Below are 14,857 nucleotides of genomic sequence, written 5' to 3'. Positions count from 1 at the left end.
CCTCCGCCGTTGGCGGTGACATTTGTCAGGTCACGCGGCTCACCAGCCCCGTGTCGAGGCTGTAGTAGGCGCCGATCACGGTGGCGGAGCCGTACAGGAGGGGGTCGGCTCTCAGGCGGGAGACGGTACGCCGGATGTGGGCGTGGACCATGGGCTCGACGCGGCCGTCGGAGGTGGCGTAGGCGGGTTCGAGGGCGGCGACGAGGTGGGGCAGTTCGCCGGGCAGGGTGACCCGGCGGCGTAAGGCCCGGGCGGCGGCGGTGACCGCGCCGCAGCGCTGGTGACCCAGGACGACGACGAGGCAGGCGCGCAGGTCCTGCGGGCCGTACTGGACGGCGGCGGTGACCAGGGAGTCGAGGGTGTGCGCCGCGGTGCGGACGACCAGCAGGTCGCCGAGCCCGACGTCGAAGACCACTTCGGGCGGCACCCGGGAGTCGATGCACGACAGCACCACCGCGTGCGGCGCCTGGCCGGTGGCGAGCTGTTTCCTGCGGCGGGGATCCTGGTGCGGGCGGCGGGACTTGCCCGCCGCCCAGCGCCGGTTGCCTTGTTCGAGTAAGGACCACATCTGCCTGGCAGTGCCACGCCAGGCGACCGCTTCGTTACGCACGGTTCCGATATGCCCGCCCGGCTGATGGCCTAGCGGGCACATCTCACAAGCGGCAGGCGTAGATGTCGGTGACCAGGATGGCCCTTGCGCCGATGTCCCAGAGCTGGTCCATCACGTGCTGGTGGCCCTGCCGCCGGACCATGGCGCGCACGGCGACCCAGCCCTCGCGGTGCAGCGGGGAGACCGTGGGGCCCTCCATGCCGGGCGTGAGGGCGATGGCCTCCTCGATGCGCTCGGCGCGGATGTCGTAGTCCATCATGACGAAGTCGCGGGCGTGCACGACGCCCTGGATGCGGCGGACGAGCTGCTCGACGTTCGCCGTGTCGGCGGAGCTGTGCTGCTTGATCAGCACGGCCTCCGACCGCATGATCGGGTCGCCGAACACCTCCAGGCCCACGTTGCGCAGCGTGGTGCCGGTCTCCACGACGTCGGCCACGGCGTCGGCCACGCCGAGCCGGATGGCGGTCTCGACGGCGCCGTCGAGCTTGATGACGCGGGCGTCGACGCCCTGGTCGGAGAGGTATTTGTCGAGCAAGCCGGCGTAGGAGGTGGCGATGCGCCGGCCGTTGAGGTCTTCGACGCGGGTCATCGTGCCCGCCGCGGCGGCCAGGCGGAAGGTGGAGCCGCCGAAGCCGAGCGGCATGATCTCCTCGACGGGCGCGCCGGAGTCGACCAGCATGTCTCTTCCGGTGATGCCGACGTCGAGCGTGCCTTCGCCGACGTAGACCGCGATGTCGCGGGGGCGCAGGAAGAACAGCTCGCAGCCGCTGGCCTCGTCGACGACGACGAGCTCCTTGCTGTCTCTGCGCGGCCGGTAGCCGGCCTCTTTGAGCATGCTCTGGGCGGCTTCGCTGAGCGCGCCCTTGTTCGGTACTGCCAGACGCAGCATGTCAGGTCCTCGTTTTGTCTCGCTGTTGCTTCTCCAGGGCTTGCGGGTGGCGGGCGCGCGGCGCCCTAGAGATGCTTGTAGACCTGGTCGAGGCCGATGCCCTTGGCGATCATGAGCACCTGCACGTGGTAGAGGAGCTGCGAGATCTCCTCGGCTGCCCTGTCGTCTGACTCGTGCTCGGCCGCCATCCAGCTTTCGGCGGCCTCCTCGACGACCTTCTTGCCGATGGCATGGACGCCGGCGTCGAGCGCTGCCACGGTGCCCGAGCCCGCGGGCCGGGTCCTGGCCTTCTCTGACAGCTCGGCGAACAGCTCTTCGAAGGTCTTCATGGTCTCTCTCGTCGGTTGGCTGACGTGCCTGATAAGCCTAGTCTGCGTCAGAGGGTGGCGCCGCCCCGCGTCCGCCACGCGAGACGGCTCCTTTCCTCACCCCAGCGCCTCACGAGCTCGGGCGATCTTCTCCATGACGTGGGCGGACTCGCCGCCCTCATGCCCGTTGTACGGATAGACCCTGATGTCCTTCTCCCCCGCGTAGTGGTTGTAGGCGGCGAACACCGTGGACGGCGGCGTGATCCCGTCCTGCAGCCCCACCGAGAACAGCGCGGGCGTGGCGGCGCGGGCGGCGAAGTTGACCCCGTCGAAGTAGGCCAGCGTCTCGAAGACCCGCTCCACCTGGTCCTTGAACGCCCGGCAGTAGGCGGCCAGCTCGGCGTAGGGGTGCTCGGGCGTGATCTGGGTGGCGTGCCTGATGTGGCACATGAACGGCACGTCGAGGAAGGCGCAGGCCAGGCCGGGCACCAGGGCCGAGACGGCCAGGGCGATGGCCCCGCCCTGGCTGGCGCCCCCGACCGCGACCGTGCCGATCCCGGGGTGGGCCCTGGCGGCCTCGACCGCGCGTACGGCGTCGGTGTAGAGCCGCCGGTAGTAGTAGGCGTCGGGGTCGTGGACGCCGCTGGTCATGACGCCGGGCGTCTGCGGCCCAGTGCCGGGGAAGGGGTCGGCGGTGTCGCCGCGCCGCCAGCCGGCGGCGCCCTGGCCCCTGCTGTCCATGACGAACACCGCGTAGCCGACGCCGGGCCACAGCAGCCAGTCGATCGGCAGCCCGCGCCCGCCGCCGTAGCCCTGGTACTCGACCACGCACGGCACCGGACCGGCGGTGTGGCGCGGGAGCAGCAGCCAGCCCTTGATCGGATGGCCGCCGAACCCGGCGAAGGTGACGTCGAACACCTCGGCGACGGTCAGCTCGGAGGCCACGGCGGTGAACTCGGCGGCCAGGTCGTGGGCGCGCGCCTCGGCGAGCGTACGCCGCCAGAAGGCGTCGAAGTCGTCCGGCTCGGCCCGTTCGGGGCGGTATTCGCGCAGTTGCGGAAGTGGCATGTCGACGAACACGGGCGCTCCTGGGGTCGATGGAACACATCTGATGGATGCTCCCATATCGCCCTCCTGATGAACCGGGAAAGCATCTCGTCACGGCACTCCCCGAGGAGCCGGGCACGGGATCGTTCCAAGACGCCATTTCCGCAGTTCAAGGCCCTTATCTGACTGAAGGCATGAAACTTACATGACCTTCTATTGTCACTTACCCGTTTAAGTGATGAGATCCCTACACACGAGCGGCGACAGATCGGACGGCCTCCATGCGATCAACGATGGCAGCGTGCAGCACGGTCCTGCTCGCGGTCCTGAGCGCGGCCTGCGCCACGAGCGGCCAGACGCAGACCCGGCAGGCGGACAGGAACGCCCCCGCGACCCTGTCCTTCTGGTCCACGGGCGGAGACGACGAGACCGCGATCTTCCAGAAGGCGGCGGACCTCTACCACCAGAAACATCCCGCCGTCACGGTCAAGGTGCAGACCCTGTCCTGGGACGACGCCTACGCCAAGCTCCTGGCGGCGGCCACCAGCCGCAGCGGGCCCGACGTCATCTCCGGCGGCATGACGTGGACCATCCAGTTCGGCGCCCGGGGCGCCATGGTGGACCTGCGCGAACACGGCCTCGACGCGCTCAAGGCCCAGGCCCAGCCCGCCCAGTGGGAGTCGGCGACCTCCCCCGACGGCTCGGTGTACGGCGTGCCGCTCGACATGTCCACCCTCGCCCTCTACTACCGCACCGACCTGCTGAAGGAGGCCGGGCTCGACGCCCCGCCCAAGACGTGGGAGGAACTGGTCGGGCACATCGCCAAGCTGAAGGCCGCCGGGATCAAGAAGCCCTACAGCCAGGACTGGGGCAACCTCGACTGGATCGGCTACTTCAACTACCTCTACCAGGCGGGCGGCACGTTCTACACGCCCGACTGCAAGCCCTCGCTCAACACCCCGCAGGCCGAGCAGGCGCTGACGTACTGGGTGGACCTCTACCGCGAGCACGGCGCGCCGACCGCCAGCGTGGAGGCCTCCGACGCGCTGGACACCGGCACCGCGCTGGTGGTGGGCGGCAACTGGATCGCCAAGGGCATCGACGTCAACAAGCCGAAGCTGAAGGGCAGGTGGGCGATGGCCCCGCTGCCCGCCGGGCCGGCCGGGCCGACCACGTTCATCGGTGGGCGCGCGATCGGCGTGACCTCCTTCAGCAAGCACGCCCGGACCGGCGCCGACTTCGTCAAGTTCATGTACGGCGACGAGGCCATCGCCGCGATCGTGGAGGAGGCCAGAAAGCGGAACCTGCCCTACATCCCGCCGCGCCCCGACAAAGTGGTCAGCGCCTCGTCGTTCGCGCCGGAGCAGGCCCAGGTGTTCGAGGCGTCGATCAGGACGGGCAAGGCCGCCCCCGGCTGCCCCGGCTGGGACGAGAGCGCGCCGGACGTGTCCAAGCAGCTCCAGTCGGCCATCCTCGGCAAGGCGGACGTCAGGACGGCGTTAACGGAGGCCGCCAAGGTCATGGAGCGCAACGCCGGATAGCCGGGAGCCCGACATGGCGAGTCCCGTCCCCCTGCGCAGCAGGCTGCGCCGCTACGGCACCTCGTACGCGATGCTGCTGCCCTTCCTCGCGCTGTTCGCGGGGTTCCTGCTCTGGCCGCTGGCCAATTCGCTCTACCTGAGCTTCACCACGTTCGACGGGATCAACCCGGCCGCGTTCACGGGCCTGGAGAACTTCCGGCTGCTGCTCGACGACCGCCGCTTCCTGCACTCGCTGAGCAACACGGCCCTGTACGTGGTCGTGTCGGTCGTCCTCGGCACGCTGCTGTCGCTCGGGCTGGCGCTGGCCTTCAACGGCACCGGCTGGGCGCACCGGATCATGCGCACGCTGTTCTTCCTGCCCTCGGTGACCTCCTCCATCGCGCTCATGCTGATGTGGAAGTGGGTGCTGTTCCCCAGCGACGTGGGCCTGGCCAACACCATCGTGAGCTGGTTCGGCGGCCAGGCCGTCGCCTGGCTGGCCACGCCGGGCCTCACCATCCCGATCCTGGTGCTGATGGCGGTGTGGGGCGGCATGGGCTACGGCATGGTGCTGTACGTCGCCGGGCTCGGCTCCATCCCCGAGGAGTACCACGAGGCCGCCAAGATCGACGGCGCCTCGACCTGGCGGCGGTTCCGCCACATCACGCTGCCGCTGCTGCGGCCCGTCACCACGTACGTGGTCGTCACCGGCCTGATCGGCGCGTTCCAGGTGTTCGAGGCGGTCTACATCGTCTTCCGGGCCACCAACAACATCGGCGGCGTGCTCGACTCCGGCCTGATGATCGTGCCCTACCTCTACGACCAGGGATTCACCCACTTCAAGCTGGGCTACGCCTCGGCCATCGCCTGGGTGCTGTTCCTGATCATCTTCGTGCTCAGCCTCGCCAACCTGCGCCTGGGCCGCGCGATGAAGGAGCTGTGATGGCCGTCGCCCCGACGGAGACGATCGCCCCGTCGCCGCCGTCCCGGCCCAAGGGCGGCGACTCCCGCGGCGGGCGGTCCCGGCTCAACGGGCATCTGCTGCGCCTGCCGTTCTACCTGCTGTCGCTGACGATGATCGGGCCGTTCTACTGGCTGGTCATCACGGTGTTCAAGCCGCCGTCCGAGCTGGCCAGGACGCCTCCGTCGTTCGTGCCGCAGTCGCCCACCGTGGCCAACTTCTACGACGCGGAGTGGTCGCCGGAGCGGATCAACCCGGGGCATCTGCAGGGCATCTTCCAGCGCTTCCAGGTGGACTTCGGGTTCTGGCGGTTCCTGTTCAACAGCCTGTTCATCACGACCGCCATCACCGTGGGGTCGCTGCTGATCTGCTCGCTGGCCGCGTACGTGATAGCCAAGCACGACATCAAGGGCCGCCGGACGATCTTCCTGATGATCATCGCCTCGATGATGGTGCCCTGGCAGACCACGCTGATCCCGAACTATGTGATCATGCGGAACCTGGGCTGGCTGGACGGCTACGCCGCCTACGTCGTGCCGGCGCTGGCGAAGGCGTTCGTGCTGTTCTTCCTGGTGCAGTTCCTGCAGTCGGTGCCGAACGAGCTGATCCAGGCGGCCCGGGTGGACGGGGCCGGGGAGTGGCGGATCTGGTGGCGGATCGTGCTGCCGCTGCTGCGGCCGGCGCTCGCGGCGATGTCGATCTTCATCGTCCTCGCGGAGTGGAACAACTTCCTGTGGCCGCTCATCATCGTGCAGAGCGACGAGATGGCCAACCTGCCCGTCGCCCTGGCCAGGCTGAACTCGTACTATGCCGGGCCCGACCACCAGGGCGCGATCATGGCGGGCGGCCTGCTGGCGTCGATCCCGACGATCGTCTTCTTCCTGGTCTTCCAGCGGTACTTCACCCGCGGCATCGCCCTCAGCGGCCTGAAGGGCTGAGAAAACGGCGCTGCCCGCCGCGCCTCCCTAGGGGGAGGCACGGCGGGCAGTGCGGTTCGTGCAGGGGTCAGCGCTCGAAGCGGCGACCCGAGGAGTTGCGGCGGAAGCCGCCGTTGCCCCGCTCGTCGGTACGGCCGCCGCCGGAGCGCAGGCCCTCACCCGAGCGGTAGCCGTCACGCGGCGCGCGGTCGCGGTCGGCCGAGACGGGCCGGCCACGGTCGGCGGCGCCGACGCGCGGACCCCGGTCGTCGGAACGGAACCCACCGGCGCGCGGGGCGCGGTCGTCCTGACGCAGCGGGCGGTCGTCGGAGCGGTAGCCGCCGCGCGGCCCGCCGTCACGGCGGCGGTCGTCGCCGAACGTGCGCGGCTCCTGCGAACGCCCGGCCGGGCGCTCACCCTCATGACGGCGCGGGCGGCGGTCGTCACCGGCCGCGAACGGACGGTCGCCGTCCTCGTGACGACGCGGGCGACGGTCGTCGCCGGCCGCGGCCGGGCGGTCACCGTCCTCGTGACGCCTCGGACGACGGTCGCCGTCGAAGTCACGACGGCCGCCACGACGGCCACCACCGCGACGCTCCGACATGCCGCCACCGTCACGGCGCTGGCGCAGCGGCTTGCGGACGTCCGGCTCCCACACGGGGACGGCCTCGCCGCTCGGCGTGCGGGCGCCCGTCACCTCGGCCAGCCTGGAGTTGCCCGGGGTGGCCTTGAGACGGAACGGGTGGATCCCGGCGCGGCGGGTGAGCGCGTCGGTCGAGCGGCGCTCGTTGGGCAGCACCAGCGTGACGACGGTGCCCTTCTCGCCGGCGCGGGCGGTGCGGCCGCCCCGGTGCAGGTAGCTCTTGTGGTCCTGGGGCGGGTCGACGTGCAGCACCAGGCTGATGTTGTCCACGTGGATGCCGCGCGCCGCGACGTCGGTGCAGACGAGCACGTTGACCGCGCCCTCGCGGAACTCCGCCAGGATGCGGGTGCGCTGGTTCTGGCGCTTGCCGCCGTGCAGGCCGCCCGACTTCACGCCGACCCGGGCGAGCTGCTTGCACAGCCGGTCGACACCGTGCTGGGTGCGGACGAAGATGATCGTACGGCCCTCGCGGTTGGCGATCTCGGCCGTGACGTCGAACTTGTCGTCGCGCGTCACCTGCAGCACGTGGTGCTCCATGGTGTCGACCGGGGAGGTCGCCGGGGCCACGGAGTGCGTGATCGGGTCGTGCAGGAAGCGCCGCACCAGCTTGTCGACGTCGCCGTCGAGCGTGGCCGAGAACAGCAGCCGCTGGCCGTCGGCCGGGGTCTGCGCGAGCAGTTCGGTGACGACGGGGAAGAAGCCGAGGTCGCACATGTGGTCGGCCTCGTCGAGGACGCTCACCTGGACGTCGGACAGTGAGCACTCGCCCTGACGGATCAGGTCCCCGAGGCGGCCGGGGGTGGCGATGACGACGTCCACGCCGCGGCGCAGGGCCTCGATCTGCTTGCCCATGGACATGCCGCCGACGATGACCTTCATGCGCAGGCCGAGGCCGCGTCCGAGGGGCTCGAGGGCGTCGTGGACCTGGAGGGCGAGCTCGCGGGTGGGGACCAGGATCATGGCGCGGGGGCGGCCCGGGGAGGGCCTCACGCCGGCGATGCGGGCCATGGTGGGCAGGCCGAAGGCGAGCGTCTTGCCGGAGCCGGTCTGGCCGCGGCCGAGCACGTCATGGCCGGCGAGCACGTCGGGGATCGTCGCGCTCTGGATGGGGAACGGGCTGTCGAACCCCAGCTTGGCCAGTCCGTTGACGAGCGGCTTCGGCAGGCCGAGGAGCTCGAACTCGGACGGGCCCTGCTGCTCGGTGGAGGTTTCGCCGAGCGAGGGCATGACAGCGTCAAGCATGGTCACGAAAGTCGTGCCTTTCCGTCTGAAGTGGCGCGTCACTTCTGCGAAAGGACGAGCCGGGACGTACGGCTTCAGTGCCGTACACGTTCAGGGCACCCGCCGTCATGGGGGCGGGCTGAAGATTGAGGGGGATACACCGGGTGCACCGGCCGCAGGCGATGCGAAACGCGCGATGAGACGTCAGGTGTATTTAGTGCCAACGCCGGGATGTTATCGGATATTCCCCGGCCTTGGGTCCGGACCTTCCGAAATCCCGCTAGGGCACACTGAAACGGCCGACGATTTACGTCAGCCGTGACAGCGAAAAAGGTCAGACGTTAAAGCCTAGCATACGGAGCTGTTCGCGCCCCTCGTCGGTGATTTTGTCAGGACCCCACGGCGGCAGCCAGACCCAGTTGATCTTCACGTCGGAGACCATGCCCTCCAGCGCGGAGTGGGCCTGATCCTCGATGACGTCGGTCAGCGGGCAGGCCGCGCTGGTCAGCGTCATGTCGATGGTGGCCACTGGCCGCCCGCCGTCGGACGGGTCGAGGTTGAGCCCGTAGATGAGGCCGAGGTCCACGACGTTGATGCCGAGTTCGGGGTCGACGACGTCTTTGAGCGCCTCCATGACCTCGTCGACGGTCGCGTCGCCGTCGAAATCGGTCGGCGTTTCCGTGGGCTTACTCACTGACCAGCACTCCTCACAACAGCGTCCTTGTAGGCCATCCAAGAAAGCAACGCGCATTTAACGCGCGCCGGGAACTTGGCAACGCCCGCGAACGCGACCGCGTCGCCGAGGACCTCCTCATCGGCCTCCACCTGTCCCCTGCCCTGCATCAACCGGGTGAATTCGTCCACCACGGAGAGCGTCTCCTGGACCGTGGAGCCGGTGGTCAGCTCGTGCAGCACGGAGGCGGCGGCCTGGCTGATCGAACAACCCTGCCCGTCGTAGGAGACGTCGAGGATCTTGCCGGCGTCGCCCACCTTGACCCTGAGCGTGATCTCGTCGCCGCACGTCGGGTTCACGTGGTGAACCTCGGCGTCGTACGGCTCACGAAGCCCCCGCCCCTGCGGATGCTTGTAGTGCTCCAGGATCAGCTCCTGGTACATCGACTCGCCGATCATGGCTATGCGAACACCTTCTGAACGTGATGGAGGCCGCGCACCAGGGCATCGATCTCGGCCGTGGTGTTGTACAGGTAGAACGACGCCCGCGTGGTCGCCGGTATTCCGAACCGCAGGTGCAGCGGGCGTGCGCAGTGGTGCCCGACGCGTACGGCGACCCCGAACTGGTCGTCCAGGATCTGCCCCACGTCGTGCGGATGGATGCCCTCGAGCACGAACGACACCGTGCCCCCGCGCCGCTCGAGCGTCTCGGGCCCGATGACGCGCAGGGTGGGCACGTCGCGCAGGGCCTGCAGGGCGTAGGCCGTCAGCGTGCGCTCGTGCGCCTCGATGGCCTCCATGCCGACGTCGGTGAGGTAGTCGACCGCCGCGCCGAGCCCGATGGCCTCGACGATCGGCGGCGTGCCCGCCTCGAACTTGTGCGGGACCGGCGCGTAGGTCGAGTGGTCCATCCAGACCGCCTCGATCATCTCGCCGCCGCCCAGGAACGGAGGCATGGCCTCGAGCAGCTCCGCCCGCCCCCACAGCACGCCGATGCCCGAAGGGCCGACCATCTTGTGGCCGGTGAAGGCCACGAAGTCGGCGCCCAGCTCGGTGACGTCGACCGGGTGGTGCGGCACGGACTGGGACGCGTCCAGCATGATCAGCGCGCCGACCTCGTGCGCCCGCCTGGCGACCTCGGCGACCGGGTTGACGGTGCCGAGGACGTTGGACTGGTGGGCGATCGAGACGATCTTCGTGCGCTCGGTGATCAGGTCGGGCGTGTAGTCGAGCCGGCCGTCGTCGGTGACGCCGAACCACTTCAGCGTCGCCCCGGTGCGCTGCACGAGCAGTTGCCACGGCACGATGTTGGAGTGGTGCTCCATCTCGGAGATGACGATCTCGTCACCCGGGCCGAGCGTGAAGCGCGGGTCGGTGTTGATCGGGTTGCCGAAGGAGTAGGCGACCAGGTTGAGCGCCTCGGAGGCGTTCTTGGTGAAGATCACCTCGTCGCGCGACGGCGCCCCGACGAAGCGCGCGATCTTGTCGCGGGCGCCCTCGTAGGCGTCGGTCGACTCGGCGCCGAGCACGTGCATGGCGCGCCCGACGTTGCTGTAGTGCAGCGCCAGGTGCTCCCGCATGGTCTCGATGACCTGGTTGGGCTTCTGGGAGGAGTTGCCCGAGTCGAGATAGACGAGCGGTCGCCCGTCGGGCAGCTCGCGGGAGAAGACCGGGAAATCCTTCCTGATCTTCTCCACATCGAAGCTGTTCGAAGTCATGCAGACGCCTTCGTGTACTGCTCGTAGCCCTCGGCCTCGAGCTTGTCGGCCAGTTCGGGGCCGCCCTCCTCGACGATGCGGCCGGCCGCGAAGACGTGCACGAAGTCCGGCTTCACGTAACGCAGGATGCGGGTGTAGTGCGTGATCAGCAGCACGCCGGTCTCACCGGAGGCGCGGAAGCGGTTGATGCCCTCCGACACCACGCGCAGCGCGTCGACGTCGAGGCCGGAGTCGGTCTCGTCGAGCACCGCGATCTTCGGCTTGAGCAGCTCCATCTGGAGGATCTCGTGGCGCTTCTTCTCGCCGCCGGAGAAGCCCTCGTTCAGGTTGCGCTGGGCGAAGGCGGGGTCGATGGACAGCGCGTCCATGCCGCCCTTCAGGTCTTTGGCGAACTCGCGCAGCTTGGGCGCCTCGCCGCGGACGGCGGTGACGGCCGAGCGCAGGAAGTTGGACACCGACACGCCGGGGACCTCGACCGGGTACTGCATGGCCAGGAACAGGCCGGCGCGGGCCCGCTCGTCGACGGACAGCTCCAGCAGGTCCACGCCGTCGAGCAGCACCTGGCCGCCGGTGATCGTGTATTTGGGGTGACCGGCGATCGCGTAGGCGAGCGTCGACTTTCCCGAGCCGTTCGGGCCCATGATGGCGTGGGTCTGCCCGGCCTTCACGGTCAGGTTGACGCCGCGCAGGATCTCTTTGTCCTCGACGGCGACCTGCAGGTCACGGATCTCAAGGGTGGACATGTGCTTAGGACTCCTTCGAGAGCGAGACGAGGACGTCATCGCCGTCGATCTTCACTGTGTAGACGTTGACGGGCTTGATCGCGGGAGGTCCGGTGGGCTTACCCGAGCGGATGTCGAAGCACGAGCCGTGCAGCCAGCACTCCAGCGTGCCGTCGTAGACCTCGCCCTCGCTGAGCTTGACCTCGGCGTGGGAACAGATGTCGTGCAGGGCGTAGACGTCATCGCCCTTGCGCACGAGCGCGACCGGGGTCTCCCCCACCTCGACGCCGATGACCCCCTCGTCGGGGATGTCGTCGAGCTTGCAGACCTTCTCGAAACTCATCGGGCGAGCTCCGCCTCCACCGCGGAGAGCACGCGCTCGCGGATCTCCTCGATCTGGATCTTCTCGATGAGCTGGCCGAGGAAGCCCCTGATGACCAGGCGGCGGGCCTCGTCGTAGGGAATGCCGCGGGCCTGAAGGTAGAACAGGTGCTCGTCGTCGAGGCGGCCGGAGGCGGAGGCGTGCCCCGCTCCCGCGACCTCGCCGGTGAGGATCTCCAGGTTGGGCACCGAGTCGGCGCGGGCGCCGTCGGTGAGGATCAGGTTGCGGTTGAGCTCATAGGTGTCGGTGCCCTCGGCCTCGACCCTGATGATCACGTCGCCGATCCAGACGGCGTGCGCGTCCTGGCCCTGCAGGGCGCCGCGGTAGTCGACGTTGCTCTTGCAGTTGGGCTGCGAGTGGTCGACCAGCAGGCGGTGTTCCAGGTGCTGCCCGGCGTCCGCGAAGTAGACGCCCGACATGTCGGCGTCGCCGCCCGGGGCGGTGTAGGACACGCTGGGCGACAGGCGTACGACGTCACCGCCGAGCGTCACCACGAAGCTGCGGAACGTCGCGTCCTTGGCCAGCGAGGCGTGGTGGTGCGAGACGTGGACCGCGTCGTGGTCCCAGTCCTGGAGGCTGACGACCCTGAGGCTGGCGCCCTCGCCGACGACGAACTCGATGTTGTCGGCGTAGACGGCGCTGCCCTTGTGGTCGAGCACGAGCACGGCCTCGGCCAGCGGCTCCACCTTGACCACGATGTGGCCGTAGGCGGCGCCGTCGTTGCTGGCCGGCTCGCCGTGGAGCGTCAGCACGGTGTGCTTGGACGTGACGACCTCGCGCGGCACCGTGATCACGGTGGCCTTCTCGAAGCTGTTCCACGCCTGCGCGCTGACCCGGTCGGTGGGCACGAACGACTTGCCCACGCGGGCGTCGTCGCGGCCGACCGTCTCGACGATGACCTCGGGGGCCGCGTCCACCTCGACGCGGACGTGGCCCACGGCGTCGGCCTTGCCGTTGTGCAGGCCCTTCAGGCGCGAGAGCGGCGTGAAGCGCCACGCCTCCTCGCGCCCGTTCGGGACCTCGAAGTCGCCCAGGTCGTAGGACGCCTTCTCGTGCAGGGTCGACAGGGGCTTCTCGTTCAGGCCCATCAGCCGACGGCTCCTTCCATCTGCAGCTCGATCAGCCGGTTCAGCTCGAGCGCGTATTCCATGGGCAGCTCACGCGCGATCGGCTCCACGAAGCCGCGCACGATCATCGCCATCGCCTCGTCCTCGCCCAGCCCGCGGCTCATGAGGTAGAAGAGCTGGTCCTCGCTGACCTTGGAGACCGTGGCCTCGTGCCCCATCGAGACGTCGTCCTCGCGGACGTCGACGTAGGGGTAGGTGTCGGAGCGGCTGATCTGGTCGACCAGCAGGGCGTCGCACTTGACGGTGCTGGCGCTGCCGTGGGCGCCCTCCTCGATCTGCACGAGACCGCGGTAGGAGGTGCGGCCACCGCCGCGCGCCACCGACTTGGAGATGACGCTGGAGCTGGTGTTGGGCGCCAGGTGCACCATCTTCGAGCCGGCGTCCTGGTGCTGGCCCTCGCCCGCGAAGGCGACGCTCAGCGTCTCGCCCTTGGCGTGCTCGCCCATGAGGTAGACGGCCGGGTATTTCATCGTGACCTTGGAGCCGATGTTGCCGTCGATCCACTCCATGGTCGCGCCCTCGTAGGCGACGGCGCGCTTGGTGACCAGGTTGTAGACGTTGTTCGACCAGTTCTGGATGGTCGTGTAACGGCAGCGGGCGTTCTTCTTCACGATGATCTCGACGACGGCGCTGTGCAGCGAGTCGGACGAGTAGATCGGCGCGGTGCAGCCCTCGACGTAGTGGACGTAGCTGTTCTCGTCGACGATGATCAGCGTCCGCTCGAACTGACCCATGTTCTCGGTGTTGATCCGGAAGTAGGCCTGCAGCGGGATCTCGACCTGGACGTTCGGCGGCACGTAGATGAACGAGCCACCGGACCACACGGAGGTGTTGAGCGCGGCGAACTTGTTGTCGCCCACCGGGATCACCGAGCCGAAGTACTCCTTGAAGAGCTCCTCGTGCTCCTTGAGGCCCGTGTCGGTGTCGACGAAGATGACACCCTTCTCCTCGAGGTCCTCACGGATCTTGTGATAGACGACCTCGGATTCGTACTGGGCCGCGACACCGGCGATGAGGCGCTGCTTCTCCGCCTCGGGGATGCCGAGCTTGTCGTAGGTGTTCTTGATGTCCTCGGGCAGCTCGTCCCAGGAAGCGGCCTGCTTCTCGGTGGAGCGGACGAAGTATTTGATGTTGTCGAAGTCGATGCCCGTGAGGTCGGAGCCCCAGGTGGGCATGGGCTTCTTGCCGAACAGCCGGAGGCCCTTCAGGCGAAGGTCCAGCATCCATTCAGGCTCGTTCTTGAGCCCGGAGATGTTGCGTACGACCTCCTCGGACAGGCCGCGCTTCGCCGCCGACCCGGCGGCATCCGAGTCGGCCCAGCCGAACTTGTAATTCCCGAGGCCTTCCAGCTCCGGGCGGTCGGTGACAGTCACCTTCCGGTCTCCTTGCTCTTGTCTCTATGTGCGGAATCGCCCAGCGTCTGCGGGCTCACATGCGTCGTGCAGACCCCGTCGCCGTGCGCGATCGTGGCCAGGCGCTGCACCGGGGTGCCGAGCAGTTGCGCGAACGCCTCCGTCTCGGCCTCGCACAGCTGCGGGAACTCCGCGGCCGCGTGTGCCACCGGGCAGTGATGCTGGCAGAGCTGGTCGCCGCCCGACTTGGCCTTGCTGGCCGAGGCGGCGTATCCCTCCACCGACAGCGCCTGCGCCAGCACTTCTACGCGCTGGTCCGCCGGCACCGTCCGCATGACCGGCTCCAGCCGCCTGCGCAGGCTCGAGACCTGCGAGCGGGCGAAGTCGGCCACTGCATCCTGGCCCATGCGCTCGGCGATGTATCGCAGAGCGCTTTCGGCCAGGTCGTCATAGGCATGCTCGAAAGCACTGCGCCCCGCGTCGGTGATCGCGAACAGCTTGGCGGGCCGTCCGCGTCCGCGCTGTCCGCGTGGGCGGACCGTGCGAGGCTCGATCATCCCGTCGTCCACCAGCGCGTCGAGGTGACGCCGCACGGCGGCGGGCGTGAGCCCGAGCCGCTCGCCCAGGGCTGCGGCCGCGACGGGACCATGCTCAAGAATCAGCCTGGCGACACGCGCGCGGGTGCCGCGCTCGCTGCCTGGCTCCATCGTGGGCATGTTTTTCACAACATCAGTGTGCCGTAATTCCTTCCCGGTTCACAAATGGATC

Annotated in this window: 16 protein-coding genes; 3 read left to right on the top strand and 13 right to left on the bottom strand. The window is 68.8% G+C overall.

What is annotated here, in order from left to right; all coding sequences use genetic code 11:
• Positions 1 to 25: 25 nt before the first annotated feature.
• The 4 genes from AB0I15_RS39540 to AB0I15_RS39525 form a co-directional block, all read right to left on the bottom strand.
• Complete coding sequence (locus AB0I15_RS39540; protein WP_358107652.1) at positions 26 to 610, bottom strand: carbonic anhydrase; 585 nt, start codon at positions 608 to 610, stop codon at positions 26 to 28.
• A gap of 43 nt (positions 611 to 653) precedes the next feature.
• Positions 654 to 1,499, bottom strand: a complete 846-nt coding sequence (gene hisG / locus AB0I15_RS39535; protein WP_358107649.1) for an ATP phosphoribosyltransferase — start codon at positions 1,497 to 1,499, stop codon at positions 654 to 656.
• A 65-nt stretch (positions 1,500 to 1,564) separates the two neighbouring features.
• Positions 1,565 to 1,828, bottom strand: a complete 264-nt coding sequence (locus tag AB0I15_RS39530) for a phosphoribosyl-ATP diphosphatase (RefSeq protein WP_020547470.1) — start codon at positions 1,826 to 1,828, stop codon at positions 1,565 to 1,567.
• A gap of 96 nt (positions 1,829 to 1,924) precedes the next feature.
• A complete protein-coding gene (locus tag AB0I15_RS39525; RefSeq protein WP_358107645.1) occupies positions 1,925 to 2,887 on the bottom strand; it encodes an acetylxylan esterase in 963 nt (320 codons plus the stop codon).
• Positions 2,888 to 3,147: 260 nt separating this feature from the next.
• Between AB0I15_RS39525 and AB0I15_RS39520 the strand changes: the two genes are divergently transcribed.
• Genes AB0I15_RS39520 through AB0I15_RS39510 form a run of 3 tightly spaced genes read left to right on the top strand, consistent with a single transcriptional unit; the run spans position 3,148 to position 6,273 of the window.
• On the top strand, positions 3,148 to 4,395 hold the full coding sequence (locus AB0I15_RS39520) for an extracellular solute-binding protein (protein WP_358107642.1): 1,248 nt from the start codon (positions 3,148 to 3,150) through the stop codon (positions 4,393 to 4,395).
• A gap of 13 nt (positions 4,396 to 4,408) precedes the next feature.
• Positions 4,409 to 5,317 carry a sugar ABC transporter permease gene (locus AB0I15_RS39515; protein ID WP_358107639.1) on the top strand — a complete coding sequence of 303 codons (909 nt, stop codon included), beginning with the start codon at positions 4,409 to 4,411 and terminating at the stop codon, positions 5,315 to 5,317.
• Entirely contained in the window at positions 5,317 to 6,273 is a 957-nt protein-coding gene (locus AB0I15_RS39510) for a carbohydrate ABC transporter permease (protein ID WP_358107635.1), read from the top strand. The genes AB0I15_RS39515 and AB0I15_RS39510 overlap by 1 nt, the downstream gene beginning before the upstream one ends.
• Before the next feature lie 67 nt (positions 6,274 to 6,340).
• Here AB0I15_RS39510 and AB0I15_RS39505 read toward each other — a convergent pair whose 3' ends face one another.
• The 9 genes from AB0I15_RS39505 to AB0I15_RS39465 all read right to left on the bottom strand — a co-directional run bounded on the left by AB0I15_RS39505 (position 6,341) and on the right by AB0I15_RS39465 (position 14,805).
• A complete protein-coding gene (locus tag AB0I15_RS39505; protein ID WP_358107631.1) occupies positions 6,341 to 8,137 on the bottom strand; it encodes a DEAD/DEAH box helicase in 1,797 nt (598 codons plus the stop codon).
• Between the two features lie 313 nt (positions 8,138 to 8,450).
• The gene (locus tag AB0I15_RS39500; protein WP_358107733.1) at positions 8,451 to 8,750 is read right to left on the bottom strand and encodes a metal-sulfur cluster assembly factor; all 300 of its coding nucleotides are present in this window, start codon (positions 8,748 to 8,750) and stop codon (positions 8,451 to 8,453) included.
• Between the two features lie 56 nt (positions 8,751 to 8,806).
• Entirely contained in the window at positions 8,807 to 9,247 is a 441-nt protein-coding gene (gene sufU, locus AB0I15_RS39495) for a Fe-S cluster assembly sulfur transfer protein SufU (RefSeq protein WP_358107628.1), read from the bottom strand.
• 2 nt (positions 9,248 to 9,249) lie between these two features.
• Complete coding sequence (locus AB0I15_RS39490) at positions 9,250 to 10,506, bottom strand: cysteine desulfurase (RefSeq protein WP_358107625.1); 1,257 nt, start codon at positions 10,504 to 10,506, stop codon at positions 9,250 to 9,252.
• Positions 10,503 to 11,249 (bottom strand): Fe-S cluster assembly ATPase SufC, encoded by a 747-nt coding sequence (gene sufC, locus AB0I15_RS39485; RefSeq protein WP_358107622.1) that lies wholly within the window; start codon positions 11,247 to 11,249, stop codon positions 10,503 to 10,505. The genes AB0I15_RS39490 and sufC overlap by 4 nt, the downstream gene beginning before the upstream one ends.
• A gap of 4 nt (positions 11,250 to 11,253) precedes the next feature.
• Positions 11,254 to 11,571, bottom strand: a complete 318-nt coding sequence (locus AB0I15_RS39480; protein WP_358107619.1) for a non-heme iron oxygenase ferredoxin subunit — start codon at positions 11,569 to 11,571, stop codon at positions 11,254 to 11,256.
• A complete protein-coding gene (sufD, locus tag AB0I15_RS39475; RefSeq protein ID WP_358107616.1) occupies positions 11,568 to 12,698 on the bottom strand; it encodes a Fe-S cluster assembly protein SufD in 1,131 nt (376 codons plus the stop codon). The genes AB0I15_RS39480 and sufD overlap by 4 nt, the downstream gene beginning before the upstream one ends.
• Positions 12,698 to 14,110 carry a Fe-S cluster assembly protein SufB gene (gene sufB, locus AB0I15_RS39470; RefSeq protein WP_358107613.1) on the bottom strand — a complete coding sequence of 471 codons (1,413 nt, stop codon included), beginning with the start codon at positions 14,108 to 14,110 and terminating at the stop codon, positions 12,698 to 12,700. The genes sufD and sufB overlap by 1 nt, the downstream gene beginning before the upstream one ends.
• Positions 14,107 to 14,805, bottom strand: coding sequence for a metalloregulator ArsR/SmtB family transcription factor (locus AB0I15_RS39465; RefSeq protein WP_358107730.1), 699 nt, complete (start codon positions 14,803 to 14,805; stop codon positions 14,107 to 14,109). The genes sufB and AB0I15_RS39465 overlap by 4 nt, the downstream gene beginning before the upstream one ends.
• Positions 14,806 to 14,857 lie beyond the last annotated feature (52 nt).

The organism is Nonomuraea sp. NPDC050643 (assembly GCF_040654715.1).
GTDB lineage: Bacteria > Actinomycetota > Actinomycetes > Streptosporangiales > Streptosporangiaceae > Nonomuraea.
Note: the sequence above shows the minus strand (reverse complement) of the source record. Positions and strands in the feature narration are given on the sequence as shown.

Coding starts and splice junctions, on each gene's coding strand:
- hisG (WP_358107649.1), bottom strand. CDS start 1,499: ATGCTGCGTCTGGCAGTACCGAACAAGGGCGCGCTCAGCGAAGCCGCC.
- AB0I15_RS39530 (WP_020547470.1), bottom strand. CDS start 1,828: ATGAAGACCTTCGAAGAGCTGTTCGCCGAGCTGTCAGAGAAGGCCAGG.
- AB0I15_RS39520 (WP_358107642.1), top strand. CDS start 3,148: ATGGCAGCGTGCAGCACGGTCCTGCTCGCGGTCCTGAGCGCGGCCTGC.
- AB0I15_RS39515 (WP_358107639.1), top strand. CDS start 4,409: ATGGCGAGTCCCGTCCCCCTGCGCAGCAGGCTGCGCCGCTACGGCACC.
- AB0I15_RS39510 (WP_358107635.1), top strand. CDS start 5,317: ATGGCCGTCGCCCCGACGGAGACGATCGCCCCGTCGCCGCCGTCCCGG.
- AB0I15_RS39505 (WP_358107631.1), bottom strand. CDS start 8,137: ATGCTTGACGCTGTCATGCCCTCGCTCGGCGAAACCTCCACCGAGCAG.
- AB0I15_RS39500 (WP_358107733.1), bottom strand. CDS start 8,750: ATGGAGGCGCTCAAAGACGTCGTCGACCCCGAACTCGGCATCAACGTC.
- sufU (WP_358107628.1), bottom strand. CDS start 9,247: ATGATCGGCGAGTCGATGTACCAGGAGCTGATCCTGGAGCACTACAAG.
- AB0I15_RS39490 (WP_358107625.1), bottom strand. CDS start 10,506: ATGACTTCGAACAGCTTCGATGTGGAGAAGATCAGGAAGGATTTCCCG.
- sufC (WP_358107622.1), bottom strand. CDS start 11,249: ATGTCCACCCTTGAGATCCGTGACCTGCAGGTCGCCGTCGAGGACAAA.
- AB0I15_RS39480 (WP_358107619.1), bottom strand. CDS start 11,571: ATGAGTTTCGAGAAGGTCTGCAAGCTCGACGACATCCCCGACGAGGGG.
- sufD (WP_358107616.1), bottom strand. CDS start 12,698: ATGGGCCTGAACGAGAAGCCCCTGTCGACCCTGCACGAGAAGGCGTCC.
- AB0I15_RS39465 (WP_358107730.1), bottom strand. CDS start 14,805: ATGCCCACGATGGAGCCAGGCAGCGAGCGCGGCACCCGCGCGCGTGTC.